At 68.1% G+C, this 26,413-nt stretch carries 23 protein-coding genes, 1 other RNA gene and 4 pseudogenes; 19 read left to right on the top strand and 9 right to left on the bottom strand.

Annotated features, from left to right (window positions below):
* The first annotated feature begins 2 nt into the window (after positions 1-2).
* From QP165_RS05080 to QP165_RS05040, 9 genes and pseudogenes are all read left to right on the top strand, one after another.
* Positions 3-1,526, top strand: coding sequence for an XrtA system polysaccharide chain length determinant (locus QP165_RS05080; protein WP_333994192.1), 1,524 nt, complete (start codon positions 3-5; stop codon positions 1,524-1,526).
* A gap of 10 nt (positions 1,527-1,536) precedes the next feature.
* The gene (locus tag QP165_RS05075) at positions 1,537-2,604 is read left to right on the top strand and encodes an AAA family ATPase (protein ID WP_333994189.1); all 1,068 of its coding nucleotides are present in this window, start codon (positions 1,537-1,539) and stop codon (positions 2,602-2,604) included.
* Positions 2,601-4,274: a hypothetical protein gene (locus tag QP165_RS05070; RefSeq protein WP_333994188.1), complete on the top strand. Its 1,674-nt coding sequence runs from the start codon at positions 2,601-2,603 to the stop codon at positions 4,272-4,274. Before QP165_RS05075 ends, QP165_RS05070 begins: the two co-directional genes overlap by 4 nt.
* Positions 4,275-4,286: 12 nt before the next feature.
* A complete protein-coding gene (locus QP165_RS05065; RefSeq protein ID WP_333994186.1) occupies positions 4,287-5,354 on the top strand; it encodes an XrtA/PEP-CTERM system-associated ATPase in 1,068 nt (355 codons plus the stop codon).
* A gap of 4 nt (positions 5,355-5,358) precedes the next feature.
* Positions 5,359-6,213, top strand: a complete 855-nt coding sequence (locus QP165_RS05060; RefSeq protein ID WP_333994184.1) for an XrtA system polysaccharide deacetylase — start codon at positions 5,359-5,361, stop codon at positions 6,211-6,213.
* A gap of 8 nt (positions 6,214-6,221) precedes the next feature.
* Positions 6,222-7,238, top strand: a pseudogene (locus QP165_RS05055) (FemAB family XrtA/PEP-CTERM system-associated protein).
* Positions 7,235-8,605: a glycosyltransferase gene (locus QP165_RS05050; protein WP_333994182.1), complete on the top strand. Its 1,371-nt coding sequence runs from the start codon at positions 7,235-7,237 to the stop codon at positions 8,603-8,605. Before QP165_RS05055 ends, QP165_RS05050 begins: the two are co-directional and overlap by 4 nt.
* The gene (gene xrtA, locus QP165_RS05045) at positions 8,602-10,107 is read left to right on the top strand and encodes an exosortase A (RefSeq protein WP_333994180.1); all 1,506 of its coding nucleotides are present in this window, start codon (positions 8,602-8,604) and stop codon (positions 10,105-10,107) included. The genes QP165_RS05050 and xrtA overlap by 4 nt, the downstream gene beginning before the upstream one ends.
* Positions 10,108-11,994 carry an XrtA/PEP-CTERM system amidotransferase gene (locus QP165_RS05040; RefSeq protein ID WP_333994178.1) on the top strand — a complete coding sequence of 629 codons (1,887 nt, stop codon included), beginning with the start codon at positions 10,108-10,110 and terminating at the stop codon, positions 11,992-11,994. It begins immediately after the preceding gene.
* A gap of 22 nt (positions 11,995-12,016) precedes the next feature.
* Here QP165_RS05040 and QP165_RS05035 read toward each other — a convergent pair whose 3' ends face one another.
* From QP165_RS05035 to QP165_RS05020, 4 genes are all read right to left on the bottom strand, one after another.
* Entirely contained in the window at positions 12,017-13,042 is a 1,026-nt protein-coding gene (locus QP165_RS05035) for an alpha/beta hydrolase (protein WP_333994176.1), read from the bottom strand.
* 71 nt (positions 13,043-13,113) lie between these two features.
* Positions 13,114-13,539, bottom strand: coding sequence for an MAPEG family protein (locus QP165_RS05030; protein WP_333996953.1), 426 nt, complete (start codon positions 13,537-13,539; stop codon positions 13,114-13,116).
* A 119-nt stretch (positions 13,540-13,658) separates the two neighbouring features.
* The gene (locus QP165_RS05025) at positions 13,659-14,720 is read right to left on the bottom strand and encodes a 1,9-bis(guanidino)-5-aza-nonane synthase (RefSeq protein WP_031396469.1); all 1,062 of its coding nucleotides are present in this window, start codon (positions 14,718-14,720) and stop codon (positions 13,659-13,661) included.
* A gap of 122 nt (positions 14,721-14,842) precedes the next feature.
* The gene (locus tag QP165_RS05020) at positions 14,843-16,078 is read right to left on the bottom strand and encodes a type III PLP-dependent enzyme (protein WP_333994173.1); all 1,236 of its coding nucleotides are present in this window, start codon (positions 16,076-16,078) and stop codon (positions 14,843-14,845) included.
* A gap of 137 nt (positions 16,079-16,215) precedes the next feature.
* On the opposite strand from QP165_RS05020, the gene QP165_RS05015 reads away from it, so the two are divergent.
* Positions 16,216-17,178 (top strand): threonine ammonia-lyase, encoded by a 963-nt coding sequence (locus tag QP165_RS05015; RefSeq protein ID WP_333994170.1) that lies wholly within the window; start codon positions 16,216-16,218, stop codon positions 17,176-17,178.
* A 2-nt stretch (positions 17,179-17,180) separates the two neighbouring features.
* Here the strand turns inward: QP165_RS05015 and QP165_RS05010 are convergent, their stop codons facing one another.
* The gene (locus tag QP165_RS05010; RefSeq protein ID WP_333994168.1) at positions 17,181-17,804 is read right to left on the bottom strand and encodes a hypothetical protein; all 624 of its coding nucleotides are present in this window, start codon (positions 17,802-17,804) and stop codon (positions 17,181-17,183) included.
* A 107-nt stretch (positions 17,805-17,911) separates the two neighbouring features.
* On the opposite strand from QP165_RS05010, the gene QP165_RS05005 reads away from it, so the two are divergent.
* The gene (locus QP165_RS05005; protein WP_056015713.1) at positions 17,912-18,091 is read left to right on the top strand and encodes a hypothetical protein; all 180 of its coding nucleotides are present in this window, start codon (positions 17,912-17,914) and stop codon (positions 18,089-18,091) included.
* Between the two features lie 103 nt (positions 18,092-18,194).
* Here the strand turns inward: QP165_RS05005 and QP165_RS05000 are convergent, their stop codons facing one another.
* Positions 18,195-18,851 (bottom strand): alpha/beta hydrolase, encoded by a 657-nt coding sequence (locus tag QP165_RS05000; protein ID WP_056015710.1) that lies wholly within the window; start codon positions 18,849-18,851, stop codon positions 18,195-18,197.
* 90 nt (positions 18,852-18,941) lie between these two features.
* Here QP165_RS05000 and QP165_RS04995 point away from each other — a divergent pair, with 90 nt between their 5' ends.
* From QP165_RS04995 to QP165_RS04960, 8 genes and pseudogenes are all read left to right on the top strand, one after another.
* A complete protein-coding gene (locus QP165_RS04995; RefSeq protein ID WP_333996952.1) occupies positions 18,942-19,955 on the top strand; it encodes a cysteine desulfurase family protein in 1,014 nt (337 codons plus the stop codon).
* Positions 19,952-21,052, top strand: a complete 1,101-nt coding sequence (locus tag QP165_RS04990; protein ID WP_333994165.1) for a cysteine desulfurase family protein — start codon at positions 19,952-19,954, stop codon at positions 21,050-21,052. Before QP165_RS04995 ends, QP165_RS04990 begins: the two co-directional genes overlap by 4 nt.
* Positions 21,049-21,351 carry a 2Fe-2S iron-sulfur cluster-binding protein gene (locus tag QP165_RS04985; protein ID WP_443019264.1) on the top strand — a complete coding sequence of 101 codons (303 nt, stop codon included), beginning with the start codon at positions 21,049-21,051 and terminating at the stop codon, positions 21,349-21,351. The genes QP165_RS04990 and QP165_RS04985 overlap by 4 nt, the downstream gene beginning before the upstream one ends.
* Positions 21,352-21,490: 139 nt before the next feature.
* A complete protein-coding gene (locus tag QP165_RS04980; protein WP_333994160.1) occupies positions 21,491-21,814 on the top strand; it encodes a hypothetical protein in 324 nt (107 codons plus the stop codon).
* 79 nt (positions 21,815-21,893) lie between these two features.
* Positions 21,894-22,130 carry a hypothetical protein gene (locus QP165_RS04975; RefSeq protein WP_333994159.1) on the top strand — a complete coding sequence of 79 codons (237 nt, stop codon included), beginning with the start codon at positions 21,894-21,896 and terminating at the stop codon, positions 22,128-22,130.
* 67 nt (positions 22,131-22,197) lie between these two features.
* Positions 22,198-22,291, top strand: an RNA gene (ffs, locus tag QP165_RS04970) — signal recognition particle sRNA small type.
* Between the two features lie 112 nt (positions 22,292-22,403).
* Positions 22,404-24,099, top strand: a pseudogene (locus QP165_RS04965) (DNA polymerase III subunit gamma/tau).
* A pseudogene (locus QP165_RS04960) lies at positions 24,096-24,420 on the top strand (YbaB/EbfC family nucleoid-associated protein). Before QP165_RS04965 ends, QP165_RS04960 begins: the two co-directional pseudogenes overlap by 4 nt.
* A gap of 39 nt (positions 24,421-24,459) precedes the next feature.
* On the opposite strand, the gene mtgA reads toward QP165_RS04960, so the two are convergent.
* From mtgA to QP165_RS04945, 3 genes and pseudogenes are all read right to left on the bottom strand, one after another.
* Complete coding sequence (mtgA, locus tag QP165_RS04955) at positions 24,460-25,131, bottom strand: monofunctional biosynthetic peptidoglycan transglycosylase (RefSeq protein ID WP_333994158.1); 672 nt, start codon at positions 25,129-25,131, stop codon at positions 24,460-24,462.
* Between the two features lie 9 nt (positions 25,132-25,140).
* Positions 25,141-25,308, bottom strand: a complete 168-nt coding sequence (locus QP165_RS04950; protein WP_333996951.1) for an FAD-dependent oxidoreductase — start codon at positions 25,306-25,308, stop codon at positions 25,141-25,143.
* Positions 25,278-26,412 (bottom strand): annotated as a pseudogene (locus tag QP165_RS04945) (flavin monoamine oxidase family protein). Before QP165_RS04945 ends, QP165_RS04950 begins: the two are co-directional and overlap by 31 nt.
* Between the last annotated feature and the right edge of the window lies 1 nt (position 26,413).

The raw sequence follows: 26,413 nt of genomic DNA, 5'->3' as shown, positions 1-26,413 counted from the left end.
GCATGAACGGCATTTACGACGAGGTGCGGGTCGCGCTCCACGCGATCTGGACGCGACGCTGGCTGGCGCTCGCGGTGGCGTGGGGCGTGTGCGTGCTGGGCTGGCTGTTCGTGTCGCAGATCCCGAGCCGCTACGAATCGCGCGCGCGCGTCTTCGTCCAGATGCAGTCGCTGCTGCCTGCGAGCATGGACCAACCGACGCCGTCGAGCCAGACGAGCATCGACACGATCCGCCAGACTCTGACCTCCGCGGTCAATCTGGAGAAGGTCGTGCGCGGGACCGACCTCGCCAACACGGTCGCCAGCGACCGCGACGTCGCCGACCGCGTCGCGAGCCTGGCGCAGAACATCAAGGTGACCTCGGCGCAGGACAATCTGTTCGAGATCGCGACGACCGCCGCGAGCCCGAAGCTTGCGCGGACGATCACGCAGAAGCTGATCGACATCTTCGTCGAGGCCAATCTGGCGGGCGATCGGACGAGCACGAGCCAGAGCCTGTCGTTCCTCGACAAGCAGCTTGAGCAGCGACAGAAGCAATTGCAGGACGCCGAGGCCAAGCGCGCGGATTTCCAGAACCGCTATCTCGGATCACTGCCGGGCACCGGATCGGTCGGCGACCGGATCGGCGCGTCGCGTGCGCATATGGCACAGGTCGATGGCGACCTCGCGGCGGCGCAGTCCGGGCTTGCCGCGGTCCAGGGGCAGATGGCGGGCACGCCGCAGTCGGTTGCGGGCAGCGGCGGGACCGCGGGCACCGCCGGACCCGCACGCGCGCGGCTGTCGGCAATCCAGGGCCAGCTCGCGGATGCACGGGCACGGGGCTATACGGAGAGCCATCCCGACGTGATCGCCCTGAAGGCACAGCTTGCCCAGGCCACCTCCGCCGCGCGGAGCGAGCCGTTGTCGGGTGGCTCGGGGGCAGGGTCGACGCCGAACCCGCTTTACGTGTCGTTGCAGGCGATGATGGCGGACAAGCAGGCCGCAGTCGCGTCGCTGAGGATCCGCAAGGCCCAATTGCAGGGTGATCTCGAGCAGCTCAACGCCAAGCTGTCCGAAGACCCGACGGTCGCCGCCGAGCAGGGATCGATCGACCGCGATTACCAGGTGCTCAAGGACCAGTATGACCAGCTGCTGACGCAGCGTGAACAGATCGCGTTGCGCGGGCAGGCACAGTCGCAGACCGATCGCGTGAAGTTTAGCGTGATCGATCCGCCGACGACGCCGCAGACGCCGAGCGCGCCGAACCGGATGCTGTTGCTGACGGGGGTGCTGATCGCAGGTCTGGGCGCGGGGATCGGCGGAGCGTTCGCGCTAGGCCAGCTCCGTGGGACGTTTCCGACGAGCGCGAAGCTGGAGCGGACCGCGGGCATGCCCGTCATCGGGTCGATCGGCGAGGTCGTCACGCGGACGCAATCCGATCACCGCGCCAAGCAGCTGAAGCTGTTCCTCGGCGGGACGGCGGCGCTCGGCGGTGCGTATATATTGCTGCTCGGGGTCGAGATCCTGCAGCGCGGCCTCGCGGCCTGAGGACATGACCATGCCCGACACGACACCATCATCGGACAAGCGGCCGGCATCGACCGGGTCGCGCGCGCGCGAAGCCTCGCTGCTGGAGCGCGCCGCCAAGGTCTATGATTTCAGCCAGCACGTGCGCAGCCGCGCCGCGGTGCCGCCGCTGGTGGATCCGGCGTCGGCAAGGACGGCCGACCGGACGATGACGGACGCCGGAACCGGGGCCGGATCGGTGCCGGATCCCGACGCGGCGGTCTTCACCGATCCGACGTTTCTCGCGATTCCCGAGGAGCTGCGCGCGCCGATCGGGCAGGAGCTGCCCGACGAGTTTCATCTGCCCGACGAGCCCGGCGACGTCGCCATGATCGATCGCGGGATGCTCGCGGCCAACGGGATGATGGTGCCGGGTGCGCCGGTCGGCCCGCTCGCCGAGGAATTCCGGCTGATCAAGCGGCAGCTGTTGATCACGCGCGCGCGGATCGCGGAGATCGACGGCGCATCCGAACGCGCGCGGACGATCCTGGTGTGTTCGGCAAGGCCGGGCGACGGCAAGACATTCTGTGCGATCAACCTGGCGATGTCGATCGCCGCCGAGCGTGACACCGAGGTGGTGCTGGTCGATGCCGACGTCGCGAAGCCCGACGTGCTGAAGCAACTCGGGCTGACCGATGCGCCGGGGTTGCTCGACGCGCTGGCGGATACCAGCATCGACGTCGAGACGCTCGTGGTGCGGACCGACGTCCCGCATCTGTCGATCCTGCCTGCGGGTCGCAAGACCGCGATGGATACCGAACTGCTCGCCAGCGCCCGGACGCGCAACGTGCTGTCGCGGCTGATGGCGGCCGATCCGCGCCGCATTGTGATCTTCGATTCGCCGCCCGCGCTCGCGGCGTCGCCTGCCGGCGTGCTGGCGATGCTGGTTGGGCAGGTGATGCTCGTGGTGCGCGCGGATCGGACCCCGGAGGGCGAGGTTCGCGCTGCGGTTCAGCGGCTTGACAGCTGCGAGCATATTCAACTCGTCCTGAACGCGGTATCGTTCGTCCCCGGCGGCGCGCGGTTCGGCAGCTATTATGATCAGGGAGGCGCGAGGTGACGAAATTTCGGGCCATGATCGGCGGGACGGCGGCGCTGTTCGCCACGCCCGCGCTGGCCCAGGCCGATGCGTCGTCCGCGGGCGGGGCCACGCGCCGGGTCGTGGTCGTGCCGTATATCGAGGCGACGCAGATCCTCGCCGCCGACCTGAGCGGCGACAGCAACGTGCTGACCTACACCTCGCTTGCCGCGGGCGTCGATGCGGCGGTCGCGACCGCGCGCGTCAACGGGCAGCTGAGCTATCGCTACGAGCGCCGGTTCTCCTATGACGACGACATCGGCGATACGGATATCCATTCGGGTCTCGCGCGCGTCGATGCGCAGCTGACCCGGAACCTGTCGCTCGAGGCGGGGGGCATCGCGACGCGGTCGCGGTCGGACATCCGTGGTGCCGCGCCCGGCGTGCTGGTCGGCAACGTGTCGAACATCGCGCAGGTCTATGCGGTGTATGGCGGTCCGAGCTTCAACGCGCAGTCGGGCGACGTCGTCGTCAACGCCAATTACCGTCTCGGCTATACCAAGGTCGAGACGCCGACGTTCGGGACGACGGCGACCGGCGGGCAACGGCTCGATTATTACGATGATTCGGTCGGGCACACCGCGACGGCGAGCGCGGGGTTCCGGCCGGGAACGCTGCTGCCCGTCGGTTTGACCGCGAGCGCGGGCTACGACCGGGAGACGGCGGGGCAGTTGAGCCAGCGCTACGAAGGGTATTTCGGTCGCGGCGACGCGCTGCTGCCGGTGTCGCCCTATGTCGCGCTGACCGCGGGCGTCGGTTATGAAAAGATCGAGACGAGCCAGAAGGACGCGCTGGTCGATGCGACGGGCGTTCCCGTGCTCGACAGCGACGGCCGGTTCCGGACCGCGCCCGGATCGCCGCGCCGGATCGCGTATCGCACCGACGGGCTATATTATGACGCGGGTGTGATCTGGCGGCCGAACCGGCGCACCTCGGTCGCGGCGCGCGTCGGCGAGCGATACGGATCGCTCAGCTTCACGGGGACCGCGACCTATCAGGCATCGAAGGACGTCGGGCTCGCGGTCAACGTGTATGACGGCGTGCAGACGTTCGGACGGCAGTTGCGCACCGGACTGGCGAACCTGCCGACGAGCTTCATCTCGCCGAGCCAGGGTTTTGCGCAGCAGTTCAACGGGTGCGTGTTCGGTGCGACCGGTGCGGCGCCGGGCGGGTGCCTCGACGACGTGTTCCAGTCGATCTCGACGTCGAGCTACCGCGCGCGCGGGATCGACGCGGTGCTGGTCGCGACGCGTGGGCGCAACACGTTCGGCGGCGGGATCGGCTATGCCAGCCGCAAGCTGTATGCGCCCGACGGTGCCCCCGGGCTCGTGGTCAGCGGGCTCGAGGACGAAAGCTATTACGGTCAGCTCTATTACGGCCGCTCGCTCAGTGCGGTGTCGGGTCTGAACGCCACCGCGTTCGTCAACTATTTCGAGACGCAGCTGGGCGGGCAGTCTGGCGGCCAGCCCGGCAGCGGGCTGATCGCGACGGGCGACGACGGCGTGTGGTCCTATGGCGCGACCGGGACCTATTATCATAATTTCGGACGGCTTGGCACGACCGCGTCGCTCGGACTGTACAGCTTCAAGGTCGGCGATTTCGACAGCGACTGGTCCGCGCAGGCGCTGCTCGGTGCACGGTATCAGTTCTAGGATATTTGGCAGATGTACGACGAACATTACGGACTGACGGGACGCCCGTTCCAGCTCACCCCGGACCCCCGTTTCTGGTACGAGACGGGGACGCATCGCAAGGCGATGGCGTATCTCGGCTATGGCCTGGCGCAGGGCGAGGGCTTCATCGTCATCACCGGCGACATCGGCGCGGGCAAGACGACGCTGGTCGGGCATCTGATGGACACGATCGACCATGAGAGCCTGAACGCGATCCGTCTGGTGTCGACCGCGATCGAGGCGGACGACCTGTTGCGGATCATCGCGACCGCGCTCGGCGTGGATCCGGCGGGGCTCGAAAAGGCACAGCTGCTGACGGCGATCGAACGCGGGCTTCACGCCGTCGCGCGCACGGGCAAGCGAACGCTGCTCATCGTCGACGAGGCGCAGGCATTGCCCGTGTCCGCGCTCGAGGAATTGCGGATGCTGTCCAATTTCCAGACGGGCGGGCACGCGCTGCTGCAGATCCTGCTGCTCGGCCAGCCCGAATTCCGCGACCGGCTGCACGGGTCGGACCGGCTCGAGCAGCTGCGTCAGCGCGTCATCGCGATCCACCACCTCGATCCGATGGAGGAGCATGAGGTCGCCGACTATATCGCGCACCGTCTTTCGGTGGTCGGCTGGCAGGGCAATCCCGATTTTGCGGACGATGCGTTCACCGCGCTGTACCACGGGTCGGACGGCGTACCACGGCGGCTCAACATGCTCGCCGGTCGCGTGATGCTGTATGCCGCGATCGAGGATCTGCGCGTGATCGACGGCGAGGTGGTGCGCACGGTGCAGCGCGACCTGATGTCCGATATGCCGGTCGTCACGACGGCGGCGGCAAAGCCTGCGCCAGACGTCCAGCCCGCCGCCGTGGCGGCGGCCGAGCCGGCCGCCATGATGACCGACCCGGCAATCAGCGATCGCGTGGCTGCGCTGGAGGCGCGCGTCGAACAGCAGGATCAGGCGATGCGTCGGATCCTGACATTGCTCGTCGACTGGATCGAGGGCGACGAGCCCAAGCCCGATTACGCGCCGATCCGCGGGGCTGCGCACTGGCACGACGCGGCCTGACCGGATGACGCAGCGGACGATCCTGAACGGCATGTCGGTCGACGTCGAGGACTGGTTCCAGGTCGGCGCGTTCGAGACGGTCATCGACAAGGGCGACTGGGACAGCCTCCAGCCGCGCGTCGAGGCGAATACCGATGCGGTGCTCGCGCTGTTCGCCGAAAGCGAGGTGCGGGCGACGTTCTTCACGCTCGGCTGGGTTGCGCATCGCTATCCCCGACTGATCCGCCGGATCGTCGATGCGGGGCACGAGATCGCCAGCCACGGCTGGGATCACCAGCGCGTCTTCACGATGGATGCAGGCCTGTTTCGCGCCGATCTCGCCCGCGCGCGCGCGGCGATCGAGGATGCGGCGGGGCAGCGCGTGACGGGGTATCGTGCGCCCAGCTTCTCGATCGACCAGCGTACCCCCTGGGCGCACGTCGTGCTGGCCGAGGAGGGCTATGCCTATTCGTCGAGCGTCGCACCGCTCGTCCACGATCATTACGGCTGGCGCGACGCGCCGCGCTTCGCCTTCAGGCCGCTGCCCGACACCACGCTGCTCGAAGTGCCGGTGACCGTTGCGCAGTTCGGCCAACGGCGCGTCGCCACGGGGGGCGGGTTCTTCCGGCTGTTGCCGTCGGCGCTGATGGATTTCGCGGTGCGCCAGGTGAACGCGCAGGACCGCGCGGCGATGTTCTATTTCCACCCCTGGGAGATCGATCCGGGCCAGCCGCGTGTCGCCGCGGCGCCGCTGCGCTCGAAGATCCGGCATTATTCGCGGCTCGGGGCGATGGCGGGCAAGCTGCGCGGGCTGATCGGGCGGCATGACTGGGGGCGCGTCGATGCGGTGGTCGCAGCCGAGGCGGGCCGTTTGCAGTGACGACGGCCATGGTCCGCGAGGCCGATCTGGAAGACGCGGGCGATCGCGCGCGGATCGCGGCGTTCGTGACCGCGACCGAAGGGGGGACGCCGTTTCATCTGCCCGCGTGGAGCATCGCGGTCGCACGCGGCTGCGGGCAGCGCGCGCGCTATCTGGTGGCGGAACAGGGCGGCGCGATCGTCGGCGTGCTGCCGCTGACCGAGATGCGTTCGCCACTGTTCGGGCGCGCCTTGGTCTCCGCGGGGTTCGCGGTCGATGGCGGCGTGCTGGGCGATGCGGTGGTCGAACCGCTGGCGGCGGCGGCCTGGGCTCTGGCGCAGCGGATCGGCTGCCCTTCGGTCGAGCTGCGCGGTGGCGCGGTGCCGGCGGGGTGGGAGAGCGACGCGGACAGCTATCTCGGCTTTGCGCGCGATCTGGCCGCGGATGACGATGCGGAACTCCTCGCCATCCCGCGCAAGCAACGCGCGGAGGTGCGGCGTGCGCTGGGCTATGCGCTCGACGTCGTGACCGGGAACGATCGCGCGCTGCTCGCCGAGCATTACCGGGTCTATGCCGAATCGGTCCGCAACCTCGGGACGCCGGTCTTTCCGGCGCGGCTGTTCCGGTCTGTCGTCGAGACGATGGATGCGGACGTGCTGACCGTGCGGCATCAGGGGCGGGCGGTCGCGAGCGTGCTCAGCCTGTATTTCGGGGGCACGGTCTATCCCTATTGGGGGGCGGGATCGAGGCAGCGCGCGGCTTGCGCGCGAATGACCGGATGTATTTCGCGCTGATGGCGCACGCGCGCGCGCGGCTGTACACGGTTCGATTTCGGACGGTCGAAGACGGGGACGGGGGCGGCCGCGTTCAAGAAGAACTGGGGCTTCACGCCGGTGCCGCGGCTTTATGCGAAGCGTAGCGACGGGCCGGCGCGCGAGGTCAATCCGCTCAACCCCAAATATGCGCTGATGGTGCGGAGCTGGAAGAAGATGCCGCTCTGGGCGGCCAAGCTCGCGGGACCGTGGATCTCCCGGGGTCTGGGGTGAGCGACCTGCTGTTCCTGGCGCACCGCGTGCCGTTTCCGCCCGATCGCGGCGACAAGATCCGCAGTTTTCATGTGCTCCGCTATCTGGCGCAGCGCATGCGCGTCCATCTGGTAGCGTTTGCCGACGACGCGGCGGACCTCGATCCGCCTGTGGCCTTCACGGACATGCTGGCGAGTTGCACGATCCTGCCACGCGGCAAGTCGCAGCCGCGTGCCGCGATCGAGGCGCTGGCCACTGGCAAGCCCGTATCGCTCACGGCGTTCGCGTCTTCCGCCATGCAGGTCGCGGTCGACCGCATCCTGCCACAGGTCGGCGGCATCTACTGCTTCTCGGGACAGATGGCGCAGTATCTCCCCGATGACGGGGCGCGCGTGGTCATGGATTTCGTCGACATGGACTCCGCCAAGTTCGCGGGTTTCGCGGACGATTCGCGTGGCCCGATGCGCTGGATGATGCGTCGCGAGGCGCGGCTGCTGGGCGCGTTCGAGCAGGAGATCGCGGCGGGCGTCTCGGCCAGCCTGTTCGTCAGCGAGGCCGAGGCAGCGCTGTTCCGCGCAGGCGGCGCGACCGGACGCATCCTCGCGGTCGAGAACGGCATCGATTCGGCGACGTTCGATCCGGCTGGGCAGGGTGCAATCCTTGCTTTCCACCCCGGCGAAGGCCGGGGCCCAGTTGGAAAGGTCGCAGTAACGACGAGCAGTCCGTCGTCATCGACGTCCCCCAACTGGACCCCGGCCTCCGCCGGGGAGGCGCTGGGTGGGGCGGTTCAGGCTGGGGCGGTTCAGGCTGGGGAGGTAAAGGGTGGGGCGCTACCAGGCGGCAGTTGCGACGACCCGTTGATCGTCTTCACCGGCCAGATGGACTACCGCCCGAACATCGAAGCCGTGACGTGGTTCGCGCGCGACATCCTCCCCCAGATCCGCGCGCGACATCCGACGGCGCGGTTCGCGATCGTCGGTCGCGCGCCGACCCCGGCGGTGCAGGCACTGGCAGACGATGCCATCACCGTCACCGGCGCGGTCGACGATGTGCGCGGCTGGCTCGCCGCAGCCGATGTGTGCGTCGCACCGCTGACGCTCGCACGCGGGATCCAGAACAAGGTGCTGGAGGCGATGGCGATGGCGCGGCCGGTCGTCGCCTCGGCGGCGGCGGCGGAAGGCATCGACCACGCCGGCACGATCCGCGTTGCGGCGGACGCGGCCGACTTCGCAACGCAGGTCTGCGCGGTGCTGGATACGCCTGCCGCAGCCGCGACTTTGGGGCAGGCGGCGCGTGCGCAGGTGCTGCGACGCTATGGCTGGGATGCGCGGCTCGCGCCGCTGGATGCGCTGTTCGGGTTCGAGGACCGCGACCGGACCGCGTTGTGACCGGTCGACTGGCGACGTCCTGGCCCCGGCATCTGCTCGCGCTCGGCATCGCGGCGACCGCGCTGCTCGCGCTGTTCCGCCGCGACGTCGCCGATCTGACGACGATCTGGTGGACCAGCACGACCTTCGGGCACTGTCTGTTCATCGGCCCGGTGATCGCCTGGCTGGTGTGGCAGCGTCGTGGCGAGCTCGCGCAACTGACGCCGGTTGGCTGGTGGCCGGGGCTGGCGCTGGTCGCGGTCGGCGGCGCGGGGTGGCTGATGGGCGATGCGGCGTCGGTCAATCTCGCGCGGCAATTGGGGCTGGTGATGATGCTGCAGGGCGCGATCGTCACGATCCTCGGGCCGAATGTCGCGCGCGGGCTGCTGTTTCCGCTCGGCTATGCGGTGTTCCTCGTGCCCTTCGGCGAGGGGATCGAGCCGCCGTTGCAGGCGATGACCGTCGCGATCGTCATGCCGCTGCTGCATCTGGTCGGCGTGCCCGCGGTCGTCGACGGCGTGCTGATCCATGCCGGTCGCTATTATTTCGAGGTGGCGGAGGCGTGCTCGGGCGCCAAGTTCGTGATTGCGATGGTCGCGTTCGGGGTGCTCGTCGCCAATGTCTGTTTCGTGTCGTGGCGGCGGCGCGCCGTGTTCCTCGCGGTGTCAGTGGTCGTGCCCGTCATCGCCAACGGGTTTCGCGCGTTCGGGACGATCTGGGCGGCCGAGCTGACCTCGGTCGAGGCGGCGACGGGAATCGATCATATCGTCTATGGCTGGCTGTTCTTCGCGCTCGTGATGGCCGCCGTGCTGGCGATCGGCTGGCGCTGGTTCGATCGCGCGCCCGACGATCCCGCCTTCGATCCTGCGCAGCTACAGGCAATGCCGCGCTATCGTGGCGATCTCGCCATCGTCACTTTGCTCGTGCTGGCGGTGGCATTGGCGTTTCCCGCGTGGAGTGCGGCAGTCGCGGGGCGGCGGCAGGCGCTGCCCGCGCAGATCACGCTGCCCGACGTGCCGGGCTGGCACCGCGTCGATGTCAGCGTCCGCGCGCCGTGGATGCCCTGGTATCCGGGCGCCGACCATTATCTGTTCGGCCGCTATGCCGACGCCTCGGGCGCGACCGTCGACATGAGCCTTGCAGTGTTCGGGCGGCAGGGCGACGGGCACGAGCTGATCGCGTTCGGCACGGGGGTGCTGCGCGAGGAGGATCGCTGGGTCCGCGTCGCCGACCTGCCGGCGGTCGCGGACGCCGCGGGCGCGCGTGGCTCGGCGATGCGGATTACCGCGCCCGGACCCGTGGAGCGCATCGTCGCGACGTGGTACCGGGTCGGCAATGCTACCACCGATGACGGGATGATCGTGAAGATCGAGACGATGAAGGCGCGGCTGTTGGGCGGACCGCAGCGCGCGGTGGCGATACATGTGTCGGTCGAGGGGGCGGACGCACGGCCGATCGCGCGGTTTCTCGAGGCGCTGGGGCCGGTCGGCGCGGTCGCCGATCACGCCGCAGGGCTGCGCTAGATGTGCGGTATCGCGGGGATCTTCCACCCGGGCATCCCCAAGCCGGTCGATCCCAACCGTATCCACGCGATGATCGCCGCGCAGGCACATCGTGGTCCCGACGGCGACGGCATCTGGACCGCGCCGGGCGTCGGGCTGGGGCATCGCCGGCTGTCGATCATCGACCTTGAAGGCTCGCCGCAGCCGATGTCGGACGGCGATCTGACGATCAGCTACAATGGTGAGATCTACAATTTCGCCGAGCTGCGAACCGAGCTGATCGCGGGCGGCGCGCGGTTCCGGACCAAAGGCGATACCGAGGTGCTGCTGCACGGGTGGCGCGCCTGGGGGCCGTCGATGCTCGACCGGCTGAACGGGATGTTCGCCTTTGCGATTCACGACGCGGGCGCGCGCGTGCTGTTCCTCGCGCGCGACCGGCTCGGGGTGAAGCCGCTGCACTATGTCGAGCTGGCTGACGGGTCAGTCGCGTTTGCCTCCGAGCTGAAGGGTCTGCTCGCCAATCCGCTGGTGCGGCGTGCGCCCGATCTGTCCGCGGTCGAGGATTACATGGCGCTCGGCTATGTCCCCGACGACGCGTGCCTCGTCGCGGGCGTCAAGAAGCTCGCCGCGGGGCATTTCCTGCTGATCGAGCGCGGGCGCGGCGTGCCCGCGCCGCGGCGCTGGTGGGACGTCGATTTCTCCAATCGCGCGACGGGCTCTGCCAAGGCGCTGGGCGAGGAACTGGTCGAGCGGATGCGCGCGGGCGTGCGGTCGCGGATGGTCGCCGACGTGCCGCTGGGTGCGTTCCTGTCGGGCGGGGTCGACAGCTCGGCAGTGGTCGCGCTGATGGCGGAGGCGAGTCCGCGCGCGGTCCGGACCTGCACGATCGGCTTCGACGAGGCAGGGCATGACGAGCGGACCTATGCCACGACGATCGCGCGGCGGTTCGCGACGGATCATGTCGAGCGGGTGGTCGATACGAACGACTTCGCGCTGATCGATACGCTCGTCGCGGCGTTCGACGAGCCGTTTGCGGACGGATCGGCGCTTGCCACCTATCAGGTCTGCGCGCTGGCGCGCGAGCGGGTGACGGTCGCGCTGTCGGGAGATGGCGCGGACGAGGCGCTCGCGGGTTACAGGCGCTATCGGTTCCAGGCGGCGGAGGAGCGCGTGCGCGGCATGCTGCCGGCGTCGTTGCGGACGCAGGTGTTCGGGGCGCTGGGGCGGCATTACCCCAAGGCCGACTGGGCGCCGCGACCGTTTCGCGCGAAGTCGACCCTGCTCGCGCTCGCGGCGGGCGGCGGCGAGGCCTATGCGCGGTCGGTCGGGGTGACGGCACCCGAGGTTCGTGCACAGCTGTTCTCGGGCGTGGCGCGGGTCGCGCTTGGCGGATACCGGGCGGAGGAGCGCTATGTCGCGAGCATGGCGGATGCGCCCGCGCGTGATGCGATCGACCGTGCGCAATATGCCGATATCAAGCACTGGCTGCCCGGCGATATCCTGACCAAGGTCGACCGGACGAGCATGGCGGTCGGGCTTGAGGCGCGCGAGCCGCTGCTCGATCACCGGCTGATCGAATTCTGCGCGACGCTGCCCGTCGGGATGCGGCTGCACGCGGGGCAGGGGAAGTGGCTGATGAAGAAGGCGATGGAGCCGTATCTGCCCAAGGACATCCTGTATCGCCCGAAAATGGGGTTCGTGACGCCGATCAGCGCGTGGTTCCGCGGCGCGCTGGCGGGCGAGGCGAGTGCGCTGGGGTCGTCGCGGATGCTCGGCGAGACGGGGTGGTTCGACATGGCGGCGATCACCGCGCTTGCCGAGGCGCATCGCGGCGGGCGTGCCCAGCATGGCCGGACGCTGTGGCAGCTGCTGATGCTCGAGCGGTCGCTGAAGCGGGTGTTCGGCTAACACCAGTCGCGCATACCCGCCGTCAGAGCGGCGCTTCGGGGCCGATCGCTTCGCGCATCCAGCGGTCGAACAACTGCGGCCAGAGCGAGCCCGGCGAGCTCACGGGCAGGCGCGTGCCGAATCCGTGGCGACCGCGGCGCAGGATGTGCGCTTCGACGGGGATACCCGCACGGCGCGCGGCGGCGAGCATGTCGAGGCTGTTGGCGACGGGCACGGTGTCGTCGTCCTCCGCATGCACCAGGAACAGCGGTGAGTCGCCGTTGCGCAGGTTGCGGTCGATCGCATAGCGCGCCTGCATCCCCGGATCCGGATCGGGGCCGAGCAACTGCGCGCGCGACCCGCCATGGCTGCGGCCGGGATCCATGTTAGAGACGGCGTACATCAGCCCGGTAAAGGCGGGACGCGCCGACTGGCGGTCGGCGGCATCGACCGGGCGATACACCTCCAGCCCGTGATGGATCTCGAGCGAGCCGGCGAGATGCCCACCCGCCGAAAAGCCCAGCACGCCGAGCGTATCGGGACGGATGGCATAGCGGCGCGCATTGGCGCGGATCAGCCGCATCGCACGCTGCACGTCCGACAGCGGCACGTTGGCGCGATCCGCCCAGCCTTCGCCGGGCAAGCGGTAGCTGAGCACGAACACCGTGATGCCGAAGCCGTTCAGCACGCGCGCGACGTCGATCCCTTCGTTCCGCAGCGAGGTGATCGAATAGCCGCCGCCGGGGCAGACGAGCACCGCGCGCCCGTCGGGGCGCTGCGGGCGGAAGACGCCGACCTCGGGCTGGACGACGCCGCGCATCTGGACGTCGCGATACTGGCCCGGGCGCCCGGTGATCATCGGACGCGGGCGGGGCAGCGGCGTTGGCGCACCGGCCGGAATGCCGGGCCAGAGGCCGAACCGTTCGGCGGGCGGCCAGACGGGGTCACCGGGCAGACGCGTCGTGCCAGTGGCCGCCGCGGACTGGCCGGCAGCATCGGAAACCAGCGCGGCGGGAGCGAGCCCGGCAGCGAGCGGAAGCGCGAGCAGCGTGCGACGGTCGAAGGTCATGGTGACCCTGCTAGCCGATCCGGATCGCGCAGGGGAAGGGGACATCGACGCCCGGCGAAACGGCTGCGTCGTCAGAACACCGCCAGTGCCGCGTGCAGCGTGAGGGCTACCAGCGCGAGGCTCGAGAGCAGGAACAGGATGAACCGGGTCTGCACGCGGTTGGTGGTCGCCTGTGCGATACTGTGGAGGATCCGCAAGCCGACATAGGCCCAGGCGATCCAGGCGTTCACGCCGTCGCCGGTGTCGGTGAGCGCGATCACCGTACAGACCGCGTAGAACAGCGTCGGCTGTTCCATCAGATGATTGTAGTTATGCGCCTTCCACTGCGCACTGGCGGGCAGCGAGCGATCGGCATCGGCGGCGCGGGTGCCGACCAGGCTGCCGAGGCGGACGCCGGCCGCCTTCATTGCGGGCAGCCGCGTCGCGAGCATCCAGAGGAGCATCACCAGCGTCCAGGCGATCAGCGCCACCATCGGCCGCAGGATCTCGCTGTGGATCAGGTCGTCATGCATCAAAAAGCCTCCCCGGTTCCCCGGAGGAGGCTGCATCAATCACCGGCGCGTAGCAAGGTCGTCCCCATTCCGATCCTCCCCCTTTGCGGGGGAGGATTTAGAGGTCAGGCCTTGTCGAAGCTCGCGCCCCACTTGCGGACCGGACGGTCCTTCCAGAGGCCACGGTGATACGCGTCCGATGCCAGCAGCGGCATGACCGAACCCGCCTCAGCGAACACCATCTGCTCGATGCCGGTGTTGACCTTGCCCCACGAGGCGGCCTCCTGCAGCGTCGAGGACGAGCACGCACCGTCGCGCACGTCGGCGACCGTGATCTGCACCGCGTACTTGTGGACCTGGACGTCGTCATGGCCGAGGATCTCGGCGCACACCACGGTGTCCTGGATGAAGTTCTTCGGCACGCCGCCGCCGATCATCAGCAGGCCGGTGGTGCCCGCCTTGATCTTGATCTCGGTCAGCTCGCGGAAATCGGCGATTGCGTCGAGCACCATGTACGGCTTGCCCGCCTTCGCGGCATCGACCTGGTGCTTGACCAGACCGAAGCCGGCCGAGCTGTCGACGAACGCCGGGCAGAAGATCGGCACGTCATGCTCATAGGCGAGCTTGACGAGGCTGTTCTCCTTCTTGCCGTGCTCGACGAGATACTTGCCCATCTCGCGGATGAACTCGCGGCTCGAATAGGGGCGGGGTTCCAGCGTCTCGGCGATCTCGAAGATCGTGTGGTCGACGTGCTGGAGCTCTTCCTCGTCGATATAGGTGTCGTAGATGCGGTCGATCATCAGCGAGCGCAGCACGTCGTCGTGCGGCACTTCGAGCGCCTGGTAATGCTTGTGGCCAAGGCCCTCGAAGAAATCCATGTCGACGATCGTCGCGCCGGTCGCGACGATGCCGTCGATCATGTTGTTGCGCAGCAGCTCGGCATACAGGTCCATGCAGCCGCCGGCGCTCGTCGAGCCCGCGATCACGAGGAAGATCGTGCAGTCCTTGTCGGCGAGCATCTGGTTGTAGATGTCGGTCGCACGGCCGAGGTCGCGGCTGGTGAACGACATCTTCTTCATCGCGTCGACGATCGGCCGCGCGTCGAAGCTGGTGATGTCGATATGCTCGACGGTGGTGGACAGGAGCTCAGCCTTGCGCTGCGCGTCGATGCGGGTGTCTTCGGTCATTGGGAGAGGTCCTCATACGTCGTCATCCCGGCGAAAGCCGGGACCCAGAGCCACCCAGACGATCGCTGGTGGCTCTGGATCCTGACCTTCGTCAGGATGACGGTTATTATTGCGGTCGGCTGTTACAGCGTGACGACGTTGGACGCGAGGTCCTGGTAGCGTTCGTCGTACAGCGAGACCATCGGCTCGTCGGTGACGATCACCGTCTCGTCCGATCCGAACCCGTTGAACGCGGTCCGCATCGCCGAGCCGTATGCGCCGAGCATGCCGATCTCGATATAGTCGCCGGCCTGGATGTCGGCGGGCAGCAGGAACGGCCCGACCATGTAATCCATGTCGTCGCACGTCGGACCGTAGAAGCTGAACTCCATGTCCTTCGCCCGGCTGTCCGGCTCGCGGAGCAGCTCGACCGGGAAGCGCCAGCCGATATGCGCCGCATCGAACAGCGCGCCATAGGCACCGTCGTTGATGTACAGCTCGGTCCCGCGGCGCTTTTCGACGCGCACGATGATCGACGAATATTCCGCGCACAGCGCCCGGCCCGGCTCGCACCACAGCTCGGACGAATAGCTGACGGGCAGCGATTCGAACGCACGGTGGATCGTCTCGAAGAAATGCTCGAGCGGTGGGGGCTCCATGCCCGGATAGGATGACGGGAAGCCGCCGCCGACGTCGATCACGTCGACCGTGACCGCCGCCTCGACGATCGCCGCACGGACGCGCTCCATCGCGTTCGAATAGGCCTCCGGAGTCATCGCCTGCGAACCGACATGGAAGCAGATGCCCAGCGCGTCCGCCGCCTGGCGGGCCGCGAACAGCAGCTCCTTCGATTCGCCGGGGGCGACACCGAACTTCGATGCGAGCGAAAGCTTCGAATGCTCCGACGACACACGCAGCCGGACGCACAGCGTCAGGTCGACGGCTTCGTTGGTGGCACGAACGACCTTGTCCAGCTCTTCCAGGCTGTCGAGGCTGAAGGTCCGTACGCCGTGCGTGTAGTACGCCTCGCGGATCGCTTCCTCGGCCTTGACCGGGTGCATGAAGCACAGGGTCGCCTCAGGGAGCGTACGGGCGACAAGGCGCACCTCCGCGATCGACGCCACGTCATAATGCGTGATGCCATTGTCCCACAGGATCTGCAGGAGTTCGGGGCTCGGGTTCGCCTTCACCGCATACATCGAGCGGCCCGGAAACTTCTCCGAGAAGAAGCGGGCGGCGCGCGCAGCGGCGTGCGGTCGAACGAGCGTGACCGGGTCAACCGGGCGCCCCTTAGCGATGTCGATGCCGCGCCCCTGATTGGCGGAGACGGCGGTCGAATGGGCTTTCGCTAGCCCCAGCGCGTTATGATGCTTGTGCAATTCAAGGGACCTCCAATGTCCTGAGACAAATTACGAAAACACTGCCTTGCGGTTGGAAGTCCCATGGGGCAGCGGAAGGGCGATTTAGGGTCGCTTGCCCCCCATGTAAATAGCGTAGGCCGCGTAGGAGACGACGTGTGACGATTTTGCGACAGCCGACACGGGCGGGGGTTCGCGACGCAGCGGAAAAGATTGCCAGAATCCTCCCCGCAACGCCGCTTTTCACCCATGAGATCAAGGGTGTCGTGGTGTCTTTCAAGGCGGAATCGCTGCAACCGGTCGGAGCGTTCAAGATCCGCGGTGCATGGCATCGCCTGACCGCGCTCGACGACGCGACTCGCGCACGGGGAGTCGTGGCCTTTTCGTCCGGCAACCATGCCCAGGGGATCGCGTGGGCAGCGAAACGCCTGGGGATCGCGGCGACGATCGTGATGCCGTCGGACGCACCGCGGACGAAGCGCGATGCGACGCTGGCGCTGGGGGCGGAAGTCGTCGCCTATGACCGGGCGACCGAAAGCCGCGAGGCGATTGCGGCACGGCTGGCGGAGGCGCGCGGCGCGACGCTGGTGCCGAGCTTCGACGATCCGTGGATCATCGAAGGGCAGGGAAGTGCGGGGATCGAAGCCGCGGCACAGATGGCGGCGCTTGGTCTGGGTACGCCCGCGCGCATCGTCATCCCGTGCGGCGGGGGCGGTCTGTCCGCGGGGGTCGCGTTGGCGGTGAAGGACGCCCGGATCACCGTCGTCGAACCCGAGGGCTGGGACGACATGCGGCGGTCGCTCGAAGCGTCGTGGATCGAACCCGTTGGCGACAACCCGCCGCCGACCGCGTGCGATTCGCTCCAGACGCTGCGCGTGTCGCCGCTGACCTTCGACGTGCTGTCGCGGCGCGATGCGACCGGTGTCGCGGTGAGCGAAACGGAGATCGCCGCGGCACAGCGCTGGGCGGCGGAGACGTTGCGGCTGGTGGTCGAGCCGGGGGGTGCGGTCGGGCTGGCGGCGGTGCTGGCGGGCAAGGTGCCGCTAGAGCCGGGACTGCTCGTCATCCTGTCGGGCGGCAATGTCGACCGGGCGGCCTATGCGAAGGTCATGGCGGGCTGATCTCAGGGTGCGGTCGACAGCGTGCGGACCGCCGGTTTCGCGCAGGCATAGGCCTGTTTGTAGCCGCGGTTCCAGCAGGCGACGAGCCCGTCGAGGATGTTGAGGTTCATCGGCCAGGCAAAGGCGCGCGGCTTTCCGTCGACGCCGACCGGTGCATAGCCGGGCGGTCGCGGCAATGCCGCCAGTCTGGCGCGCGCGGCATCGAGACCCGCAAGGTCCCGGCGCAGAAAGGCGATGCTGCCGTCGACATAGAGGTTCCAGCCGAACGCGGCATCCTCGGCCGGAGCCTTGCTTGCGGCTTCGAACAACGCGATCGCCGGGGCCGTCTGGCCGGCATTGGCGCGCAACTGACCTTCGTGCCAGTTGAGCAACCCGGCGGTTCTCGGCTCGCCGCCATGCGCCGCGCGCCACGCCTGGATCGCGTCGGCCGCGGCGAGATCGCACCCGGCCGCCGCGAGCGCGCGCCAGCCGCCGGACATCGTCTGGTCGAAGGCACGTTCGTCGAGTGCGAGCATCGCGGCCTTGTCGTACCGGCAGCTCGCAGGCGTCGGCGCGGCGAGCGGGGGCTTCCGACCGGCAGCGACTGGGGCGGCCTGCGCGACGACTAGGGCAATGAGGATCGGCATTACGGCTCCCATGTCCGGATGGACGATCGCGATGCTATTTTCGTGCTCGCCCGAGTCAATGCGGCGAGCCGGTTTCCTTATCGCCGCGCCTGTGTCTAACACGGGGCATGAACGCTGCCCTCGTCACGATCGCCGCCGCCGCGCCCGCAATTGCCATGCTCGGGATGTTCGCCTGCCTGGTCGGCGGAGTCGTGCTGATCGTCAAGAAACGCGACCGCACCAAGGGCGTGCTGATGCTGGTGATGGCGGCCGTGCTGCTCGCCAATGTCGCGATCTGGACGCTGTAACGCCCCACCTGCGCTGGCGAGAACGCGCTGCACGTCGCGCGGTGGACGGGGACGTCCGCGGAACCGGTCCGCCTGACGCCCCTCGTCTAAACGTCGTCAGGGTTCAGCGGATCGGCGAGTTGGGGTCGAGACGCATGTCGAGATACTTGTCCACGCTGCCCATCAGCTGCGGCATTTCATGCTCGAAGAAGTGGTTCGCCTTCGGGATCGTATCGTGATGGATCGTGATGTGCTTCTGCGTGCGCAGCTTGTCGACGAGCTTCTGCGTGGCACCCGGTGTCGCGACCTCGTCGCCTTCGCCCTGGATGATGATCCCGCTCGACGGGCACGGCGCGAGGAACGTGAAGTCGTACAGATTGGCAGGCGGTGCAATCGAGATGAAGCCGCGGATCTCGGGGCGTCGCATCAGCAACTGCATGCCGATCCACGCGCCGAAGCTCACGCCTGCGATCCATGTCGTCTGCGCCTCGGGGTGGAAGCTCTGCACCCAGTCGAGCGCGCTTGCCGCATCGGAGAGCTCGCCGACGCCGTTGTCGAACACGCCCTGGCTCTTGCCGACGCCACGGAAATTGAACCGCAGCGTCGCGAAGCCGCGGCGCTGGAAGGTCTTGTAAAGCTGTTGCACGATCGCGTTGTTCATCGTGCCGCCAGCCGAGGGATGCGGGTGGAGGATCATCGCAACGGGCGCGCGCGGGCGCGGCCCCGGAGCAAATCGACCTTCGAGACGGCCTTCGGGGCCGGGAAAAATGACTTCTGGCATGAGCACTCGCGAGCTGGAATACGCACTCGGGTGGAGTGCCGGGCTATGCGCGCTATATAGGCCACACGCCTCTTTTCGCAATTGGAACCGATCCTGTCCCGCATCTACCTCGATCATGCCGCGACCACGCCGATGCGCCCGGAGGCGACCGCGGCGGTGATCGAGGGGATGACGCGCTGGGCAAATCCGTCGTCGCCGCACGCCGAGGGGCGCGCGGCACGCGCAGCGCTCGAGGATGCGCGCAGGCGAATCGCGGCTGCACTGGACTGGCCGCACCATGTGATCCTGACGAGCGGCGCGAGTGAATCCGCGGCGATCGCGCTGCGCGGGCGGACCGGAATCGGGCTGGCGGCGATCGAGCATGATGCGGTCCTGCGCGTCGCCGAGCAGCCGGTCATGCTCGGGGTCGATCTGGGCGGGCGCGTCGTCGCGCAGGATTCGTCCCCGGCCGCGATCGCGCTCCAGTCCGCCAACAGCGAGACGGGTGTCGTGCAGCCCCATGTCGCGGGGTTTAGGATCGCCGACTGTTCGCAGACCGCGGGCAAGCTGCCGCTGCCCGATGCCGATATCGTCATCGTGTCCGCGCACAAGCTGGGCGGACCACCGGGGATCGGCGCTTTGCTGGTGCGCGATCTGGGGACGATCGAACCGACGGGCGGTCAGGAGCGCGGCTATCGCGGCGGGACCGAGAATCTGCCCGGCGCGCTGGGCTTTGCCGCTGCGCTCGAGGCACCGCGCGACTGGGTCGCAGGGATGGAGCAGCTTCGCGCCGATCTCGATGCCGCGATCATTGCCGCGGGCGGCGAAGTCGTCGCGCAGGGCTCGCCGCGGATCGCGACGATCGCCGCCTACCGGATGCCGGGTGTCAGTTCGGCGGCGCAGTTGATCCGGCTCGACATGGCGGGGTTTGCAGTCTCGGCGGGCAGCGCATGTTCGTCGGGGAGCATGCGGCCAAGTCATGTCCTTGCGGCGATGGGCTATCCGCCAGACGTCGCCGCCGAGATCGTCCGCGTCAGCTTCGGCTGGACCACCACGCCCGACGACGTCGCGCGCTTCGCCAACGCGTGGGCGGCAATCGCCCGCGACGTGGTGCGCGCCGCATGACCTATCTCGACTACCAGGCGACCACGCCGCTCGCGCCCGAAGCACTCGCCGCGATGCTGCCCTGGCTCGAATCGCAGCATGCCAACCCGCATTCGGCGCACCGCGAGGGTCGCCGTGCGCGCGCGGCCGTCGAGACGGCTCGCGACCAGGTTGCGGCGTTGCTGCCGTCGGGTGGCCGGGTCGCGTTCACCAGCGGTGCGACCGAGGCGCTCAACTGGGCGATCAAGGGCAGCACCGGCGCGATCGTCACGCTGTCGACCGAACACGCCGCCGTGCTCGACACCGTCGCTGCGGTGCGCACCGGGCCGGGAGCGCGTGATGTGAGCGTCCTTCCGGTCCGTGCCGACGGCCGGATCGACCTCGACGTCGCACGCAGGGCCATCCGCCCCGGGCTGGTCGCCGCGATGCTGGTCAACAACGAGATCGGCGTGATCCAGCCGATCGCCGCGCTTGCCGACGCCGCGCACGATGCCGGCGCGTTGCTGCTGTGCGACGCGGTGCAGGGCTATGGGCGGGTCGCGATCCCCGACGCGGTCGATCTCGTCGCAATCTCCGCGCACAAGATCCATGGGCCCAAAGGCGTCGGCGCGCTCTGGATCCGCGACGGCGTCGATCTCGCGCCGCTGTTGCATGGCGGCGGCCAGGAAACGCCGGGGCGTTCGGGGACGCTATCGCCCGCGTTGTGCGCGGGGTTCGGCATGGCGGCGCGGCTGATGGTCGATCGTCGCGACGCCGATGCCGCGCATGTCGAGCGGCTCTGGACGCTGGCGGTCGAGAGGCTCGGGCCGGGATGGATGATCAACGGTGCGACGGGCGGCGGCGCGGTCGCGAACCGCTATCACGGGAACCTCAACGTCCGTCGAGACGGGCTCGACGTGAACCGGCTGATGTCCGACCTGCGCGACATCGCATTCTCGGCAGGATCGGCCTGCGCCAGCGGTTCGGGGCGGTCGAGCCATGTCCTGCGTGCGATCGGGCTGAGCGAGACGCAGGCGCGATCGAGCATCAGGCTGGGCTTCGGGCGCTATACCGGCGAGGCGGAACTGCGCGACGCGGTCGATGCGATTGCCGCCGCAGCCCGGACGCAATGGCCATGAACGTCCGCTTCGTCGCTCGCGACGGGACCATCCGTACCGTCGTCGCCGTCCCGGGTGACCGCCTGCTCGATGCGGCGCAGGCCGATGGCCAGCCGCTCGAGGGGACGTGCGAGGGCCAGCTCGCCTGCGCCACCTGTCACGTGATCGTCGATCCCGACGATTTCGCGCGGCTGCCCCCGGCGAGCGAGGACGAGGAGGACATGCTCGACCTCGCCCCCGGCGCGACGCGGACCAGCCGGCTCGCCTGCCAGATCCGGCTCGACGAGGCGCTCGACGGGCTGACCGTGCAGATCCCCTGACGGCACTGGCCAGGGTTGAACCGCGAACCTTACAAATCCGCAACACGCGGTTCAGGGAGTGTCCAGCGCGCCAAGATGATTATGCCTCCATCGCCCCAATGTACGGGGCCTTACCTTCGGGCATGAGAGGAGTATCATCATGAAAATATTAGCCCTTTTCGCTGCCGGCGCGCTGGCGGCCGGAACGCTGGTCACCCCGGCGCCTGCAGACGCGCAGCGTCACGGATGGGACGGGCCGCGCGGTGGTCATGGTCATGGCGGTCGCGGCTGGCATGGGCCGCGTCATCGCTATGACGGGTATCGCGGCGGGTATCGGGGGTATCGCGGCGGCTATCATGGGCCGCGCGGCGGGTATCGCCGTCATTATGGCTATGGCGGTCCGCGCGGTTACGGGCGCTCGCGCGTCGTCTGTCGGATCCAGCGCGGCTATTACGGGCCGGTGCGTCGCTGCTTCCGTCGCTGATACGGAACCGTAACGAACGGCAGCGAGTTGTGCGCATAGGTCAGGATCGCTCACGTTTCCGGCCGATCAGGAGACTCTCATGAAGTTGCTTACACTCGCCGCCGCCGGTCTTGTCGCGTTCACCGGGTTCGCGCCTGCTGCCATGATGGCGCAGGCCTCGGCGCAACGGACGGTCGTTCATGAGCGTACCGTCGTTCGTCACAACGATAGCCGTCCGGGCATTCGTCATCGCACGCGGACGCGTCAGGTCTGCCGCAATGTCGTGCGCAATCATCACCGCCAGCGCGTCTGCCGCACGGTGCGCCTCAGCCGCTGACCCATCCGGCAGCCCGGTGATCACAGCAAACGCTTGATCATCCCGCCCGACCCCGCCATATGCGCCGCGGGAGTCGGGCGGACGGGGTCGTCGCCAACTTGGTCAGGTCCGGAAGGAAGCAGCCACAACGATTTCGCTCCGGGTCGTCCCGGCTCCCACCGCGAATGCCGCACGGCGCCCTGAGCCTGGCAATCCGCCTTCCCGACCGCGAGGGAACAGAAAGGGTTCGCTAGCCCTTCGACAGCGCGACCCAAACCTCCTATATCGAGCGCAATGTCAGATTCCTTCGACCTGGGCGAACCCCCGCAGCCGGCCGCCAAGGCGGATGTCGCCTACCGCGTGCTGGCGCGCAAATACCGTCCTCAGACCTTTTCCGAACTGATCGGGCAGGATGCGATGGTGCAGACGCTCGGCAACGCGATCAAGCGCGACCGGCTGGCGCATGCGTTCCTGATGACCGGCGTGCGCGGGGTCGGCAAGACGTCGACCGCGCGGCTGATCGCCAAGGCGCTGAACTGCATCGGTCCCGACGGGCAGGGTGGTCCGACGATCGATCCATGCGGCGTGTGCGAGCCCTGCCGCGCGATCGCCGAGGGACGCCATATCGACGTGATCGAGATGGATGCCGCGAGCCACACGGGCGTCGACGACGTGCGCGAGATCATCGACGCGTCGCGCTATTCGGCGGTCACCGCTCGCTTCAAGATCTACATCATCGACGAAGTCCACATGCTGTCGAAGAACGCGTTCAACGCGCTTCTGAAGACGCTGGAGGAACCGCCGGCGCATGTGAAATTCCTGTTCGCGACGACCGAGGTCAACAAGGTGCCCGTGACGGTGCTGTCGCGCTGCCAGCGATTCGACCTCAGGCGGATCTCGGCGGAACAGCTTGCAAAGCATTTCGACTGGGTATCGCGCGAGGAAGGCGTCGTCGCCGAGCCCGAGGCGCTGATGCTGATCGCGCGCGCGGCGGAGGGGTCGGCGCGCGATGGTCTTTCGATCCTCGACCAGGCGATCGCGCACGGCAGTCTCGACGGCGCGGGCGTGACCGCGGATGCGGTGCGGCAAATGCTCGGCCTGTCGGATCGCGGTGCGGTGCGCGACCTGCTGACGCTGGTTCTTGCAGGGGATGGCGCGGCGGCGCTCGCGTCGATGCGGCGGCAATATGACTATGGCGTCGATCCGCTGTCGGTGTTGCGCTCACTGCTCGAGACCGTCCACGGTATCACGCTGACCAAGGTCGGGACGCCGATCGACGCGGCGCAACCCGCCGAGGAACGCGCCGCGCGCGAGGAGTGGGCGGCGAGCCTGTCCTATCCCGCGCTGCACCGCCTATGGCAGCTGTTCCTGAAAGGGCATGACGAGGTCGCCAAGGCGGCGCTGCCGATCGAGGCGGCGGAAATGGCGCTTCTGCGAGCGATCTATGCGTCGACGCTGCCGGATCCGGGCGAGCTCGCGCGGCAGATCGCGAATGGCGGGCCCGTTGCGACCGCAGCGCCGGCTGCACCGCCACCGGCGCCTGCGGGGGCAGGCGAGATCGCCGCCGTGGAATGCCGCTGCGTCGACGCTGGCTCCCGAGCCCGTCGCAACCGGCCCGATCCTGCCGCCGACGTTCGAGGCACTGGTCGACCTGCTCGACGAATCGGGTGGCCTCGCGATCGCGGCGCGATTGCGGCACGGCGCGCGAATCGTCGGCTATGCGCCCCCCGAGATCACGCTCAGCGGTAGCCGACCGATATCGGCGGACACGCTTGCCGAGCTCAACACGCTGTTGAAGACGGTGACGCGGACTGCGTGGAAGGTGTCGATCGTCGATGCACCCGGCGCGCCGACGTTGCGTGAAGCGCAGGACGCAGCGGACGACGCGGTGCGCCAAGCCATTCTCGAATCCCCCATCATGAAGGCCGCGGTGGCAGCGTTTCCGGACGCCAAGCTCGAATCGTGGCCGGGTCAAAGGAGCAACGCATGAAGAATATCGACGAAATCCTCGCCATGGCGCAGAACGTCCAGAGCGAGCTGGAAAAGGCGCAGGCCAATCTCGACACGATCGAGGTCGAAGGCGCATCCGGTGGCGGCCTCGTCAAGGTCAAGGCGTCGGCCAAGGGCCGGATCATCGGTATCGCGATCGACGATCTCGCTGATTCAGGTTAGCGAGAAGCAGATGCTTGAAGATCTGCTGACCGCGGCGTTCAACGACGCGCGTGCCAAGGCCGACGCCGTTTCCGGAACCGAGATGTCGAAGATGACCAGCGGTCTGCAGCTGCCGCCAGGTTTCAAGCTGCCGTTCTGATCGCCTAGCCTATTATCGAGATTGTCCCGGCGGCTGTCCCTATCGGAGGCAGCCGTCGAGGCCTTCGCTGCGAACGGTCGAAACGCGGCGTGACAGCGTGTTGCCGTGTTTGCGGACGAACCCACGGGGGGCGATTGCCGCGCGCTTCTTGGGAAGCGGGAGGACGGCGGCGATCCGGCCCGCCTCGGTCGGTGACAGCCGCGACGCGTCGTGATTGAAATAGCGGATTGCGCCGGCATTGGCGCCATAGGTGCCGATCCCGGTCTCGGCGATGTTCAGATACACTTCCATGATCCGCCGCTTCGGCCACATCGCCTCGATCAACACCGTGAAATAGGCCTCGAACGCCTTGCGGACATAGCCACCGCCCTGGAACAGGAATGCGTTCTTCGCGGTCTGCTGGCTGATCGTCGAGCCACCGCGGATCCGCCCACCTCGCGCGTTGCGCGCGGCGGCGCCGGCGATCGCCTTGAAATCGAAGCCGTTGTGCGAACAGAAGCGTGAGTCTTCACCTGCAATGGCTGCGCGTGCCATGTCGGGATCCATTTCCGACAGCGGCATCCAGTCCTTCGTGACGGTATGCCCCGAAAGGACATCACCCATCATCGTGAAGGTGAAGGGCGGGGGGACGAAGCGATAGAGGCCGACCCAGGCGACCGTCACGACGACGAAGACGAACGCGAATTTGGCGAGGATGCGAAGAAAGCCCATCGGCGCGTCTTATGCGATCGTCGCGTCGTCGCCAATGATCGCGCGTGCCGCCGCGACGCCGGTTTCATACGCACCGTGCGCGGTCGAGAAATCATGGGAATGGCAGGCTTCACCCGCGAAGAAGATCCGGCCGTCGACCGGTGTGGCTAACACTGCGCGCTGGCCTGCGCGACCGATCCGCGCGTGACTGTAGCTGCCGCCGATCCAGCGTTCGTGGCGCCAGCGGGTCGTGGCGAGGGGTGAACGCGACGCCGAAAATCGCTGCCGAGCAGGCCAACGAGTTCGTCGATCGCGAACGCCGCGGCGTCGCCGTCTTCGAGCATCTCGGCACAATCGCCGCCGAGGAAGCTTTCGACGATCGGCCAGCCGAACGGCGAAAGACGGTGGCTCGCGGTACAGGCCGCATAGGCATTGCCGACGAGATGCGCGTTTGCCGGCCATTCGGGGCGATCGACATGGAGAAACACCTTGTCGGCGAGGCCGAGCGGCAGGTCGGCGGCGGCGGCGTGCTTGTCGGGTAGCGGCGGGTCGAACACGATCCGCGACGTGGCGAGCACGGTGGTCGGGACGCAGACGATGACCCGGTCCGCTTCGATCTCGCCCGGTTGGCGTATCGAGGCTGAGGCAGCGACCGTTGTGATCGATGCGCGTTACCGGCGTGTCGAGGTGGGTCGGGAGATCAGCGCCGTGGCTGACGACGAGCGTGCCGTAGCCCTGCTTCACGGTCCAGTTGTCGTCGGACGCGGCATTTTCATACGCTGCCCAATCATGCAGCGAGACCTTGGACAGGTTGGCGCCGTTGGCGTATCCCGAAATCGCGTCGATCTTCGCGCGCCATGGGTCATCAGCGCTGATGAAATCCGACAGCGGCCGGTCGGGGCCGTCAAGGGCGGCAAGCGCGCGTTCGTTCCAGGCGAGGTAAGCCTTGGCGGATGCACGTTGATCCTCGGGCGGGAAACCCAGATCGCGCCATTGGCTGCGCCAGTTCGCGTCGGAACGGTCGACGGTGAACCCCGATGCTTCTGCGATGCGCGTCCACGGATTGCGCTGCGCCGAGTGGAGCCAGCCACAGCCCGCATCGACGGTGTAGGGTGCGGACCCGGGGTGCGCGGGTGGAGCAGTGCTCCGGCCTGAAACCGAGGGACCTAGCGAAAGGCTGCGCGCACGACCTCCGAGCCGGTCGCTTGCCTCCAGCAGCAGAACTTCGTGTCCCGCATCGTGGAGCGTCCGTGCGGCAGCGATGCCAGCCGCACCGCCGCCAACGACGACGGTGCGTATCACG

The sequence above is a fragment of the Sphingomonas sp. 22R3R2A-7 genome (assembly GCF_036856055.1).
Lineage (GTDB): Bacteria > Pseudomonadota > Alphaproteobacteria > Sphingomonadales > Sphingomonadaceae > Sphingomonas.
The sequence above is the reverse complement of the archived record's forward strand: the minus strand, read 5'-3'. Positions and strand labels throughout refer to the sequence as shown.

What these genes read in the sequence shown, in the direction of transcription:
- QP165_RS05080 (WP_333994192.1), top strand. Translation starts at nt 3, where the DNA reads ATGAACGGCATTTACGACGAGGTGCGGGTCGCGCTCCACGCGATCTGG.
- QP165_RS05075 (WP_333994189.1), top strand. Translation starts at nt 1,537, where the DNA reads ATGCCCGACACGACACCATCATCGGACAAGCGGCCGGCATCGACCGGG.
- QP165_RS05065 (WP_333994186.1), top strand. Translation starts at nt 4,287, where the DNA reads ATGTACGACGAACATTACGGACTGACGGGACGCCCGTTCCAGCTCACC.
- QP165_RS05060 (WP_333994184.1), top strand. Translation starts at nt 5,359, where the DNA reads ATGACGCAGCGGACGATCCTGAACGGCATGTCGGTCGACGTCGAGGAC.
- QP165_RS05040 (WP_333994178.1), top strand. Translation starts at nt 10,108, where the DNA reads ATGTGCGGTATCGCGGGGATCTTCCACCCGGGCATCCCCAAGCCGGTC.
- QP165_RS05035 (WP_333994176.1), bottom strand. Translation starts at nt 13,042, where the DNA reads ATGACCTTCGACCGTCGCACGCTGCTCGCGCTTCCGCTCGCTGCCGGG.
- QP165_RS05025 (WP_031396469.1), bottom strand. Translation starts at nt 14,720, where the DNA reads ATGACCGAAGACACCCGCATCGACGCGCAGCGCAAGGCTGAGCTCCTG.
- QP165_RS05010 (WP_333994168.1), bottom strand. Translation starts at nt 17,804, where the DNA reads ATGCCGATCCTCATTGCCCTAGTCGTCGCGCAGGCCGCCCCAGTCGCT.
- QP165_RS05005 (WP_056015713.1), top strand. Translation starts at nt 17,912, where the DNA reads ATGAACGCTGCCCTCGTCACGATCGCCGCCGCCGCGCCCGCAATTGCC.
- QP165_RS05000 (WP_056015710.1), bottom strand. Translation starts at nt 18,851, where the DNA reads ATGCCAGAAGTCATTTTTCCCGGCCCCGAAGGCCGTCTCGAAGGTCGA.
- QP165_RS04990 (WP_333994165.1), top strand. Translation starts at nt 19,952, where the DNA reads ATGACCTATCTCGACTACCAGGCGACCACGCCGCTCGCGCCCGAAGCA.
- QP165_RS04985 (WP_443019264.1), top strand. Translation starts at nt 21,049, where the DNA reads ATGAACGTCCGCTTCGTCGCTCGCGACGGGACCATCCGTACCGTCGTC.
- QP165_RS04980 (WP_333994160.1), top strand. Translation starts at nt 21,491, where the DNA reads ATGAAAATATTAGCCCTTTTCGCTGCCGGCGCGCTGGCGGCCGGAACG.
- QP165_RS04975 (WP_333994159.1), top strand. Translation starts at nt 21,894, where the DNA reads ATGAAGTTGCTTACACTCGCCGCCGCCGGTCTTGTCGCGTTCACCGGG.
- mtgA (WP_333994158.1), bottom strand. Translation starts at nt 25,131, where the DNA reads ATGGGCTTTCTTCGCATCCTCGCCAAATTCGCGTTCGTCTTCGTCGTC.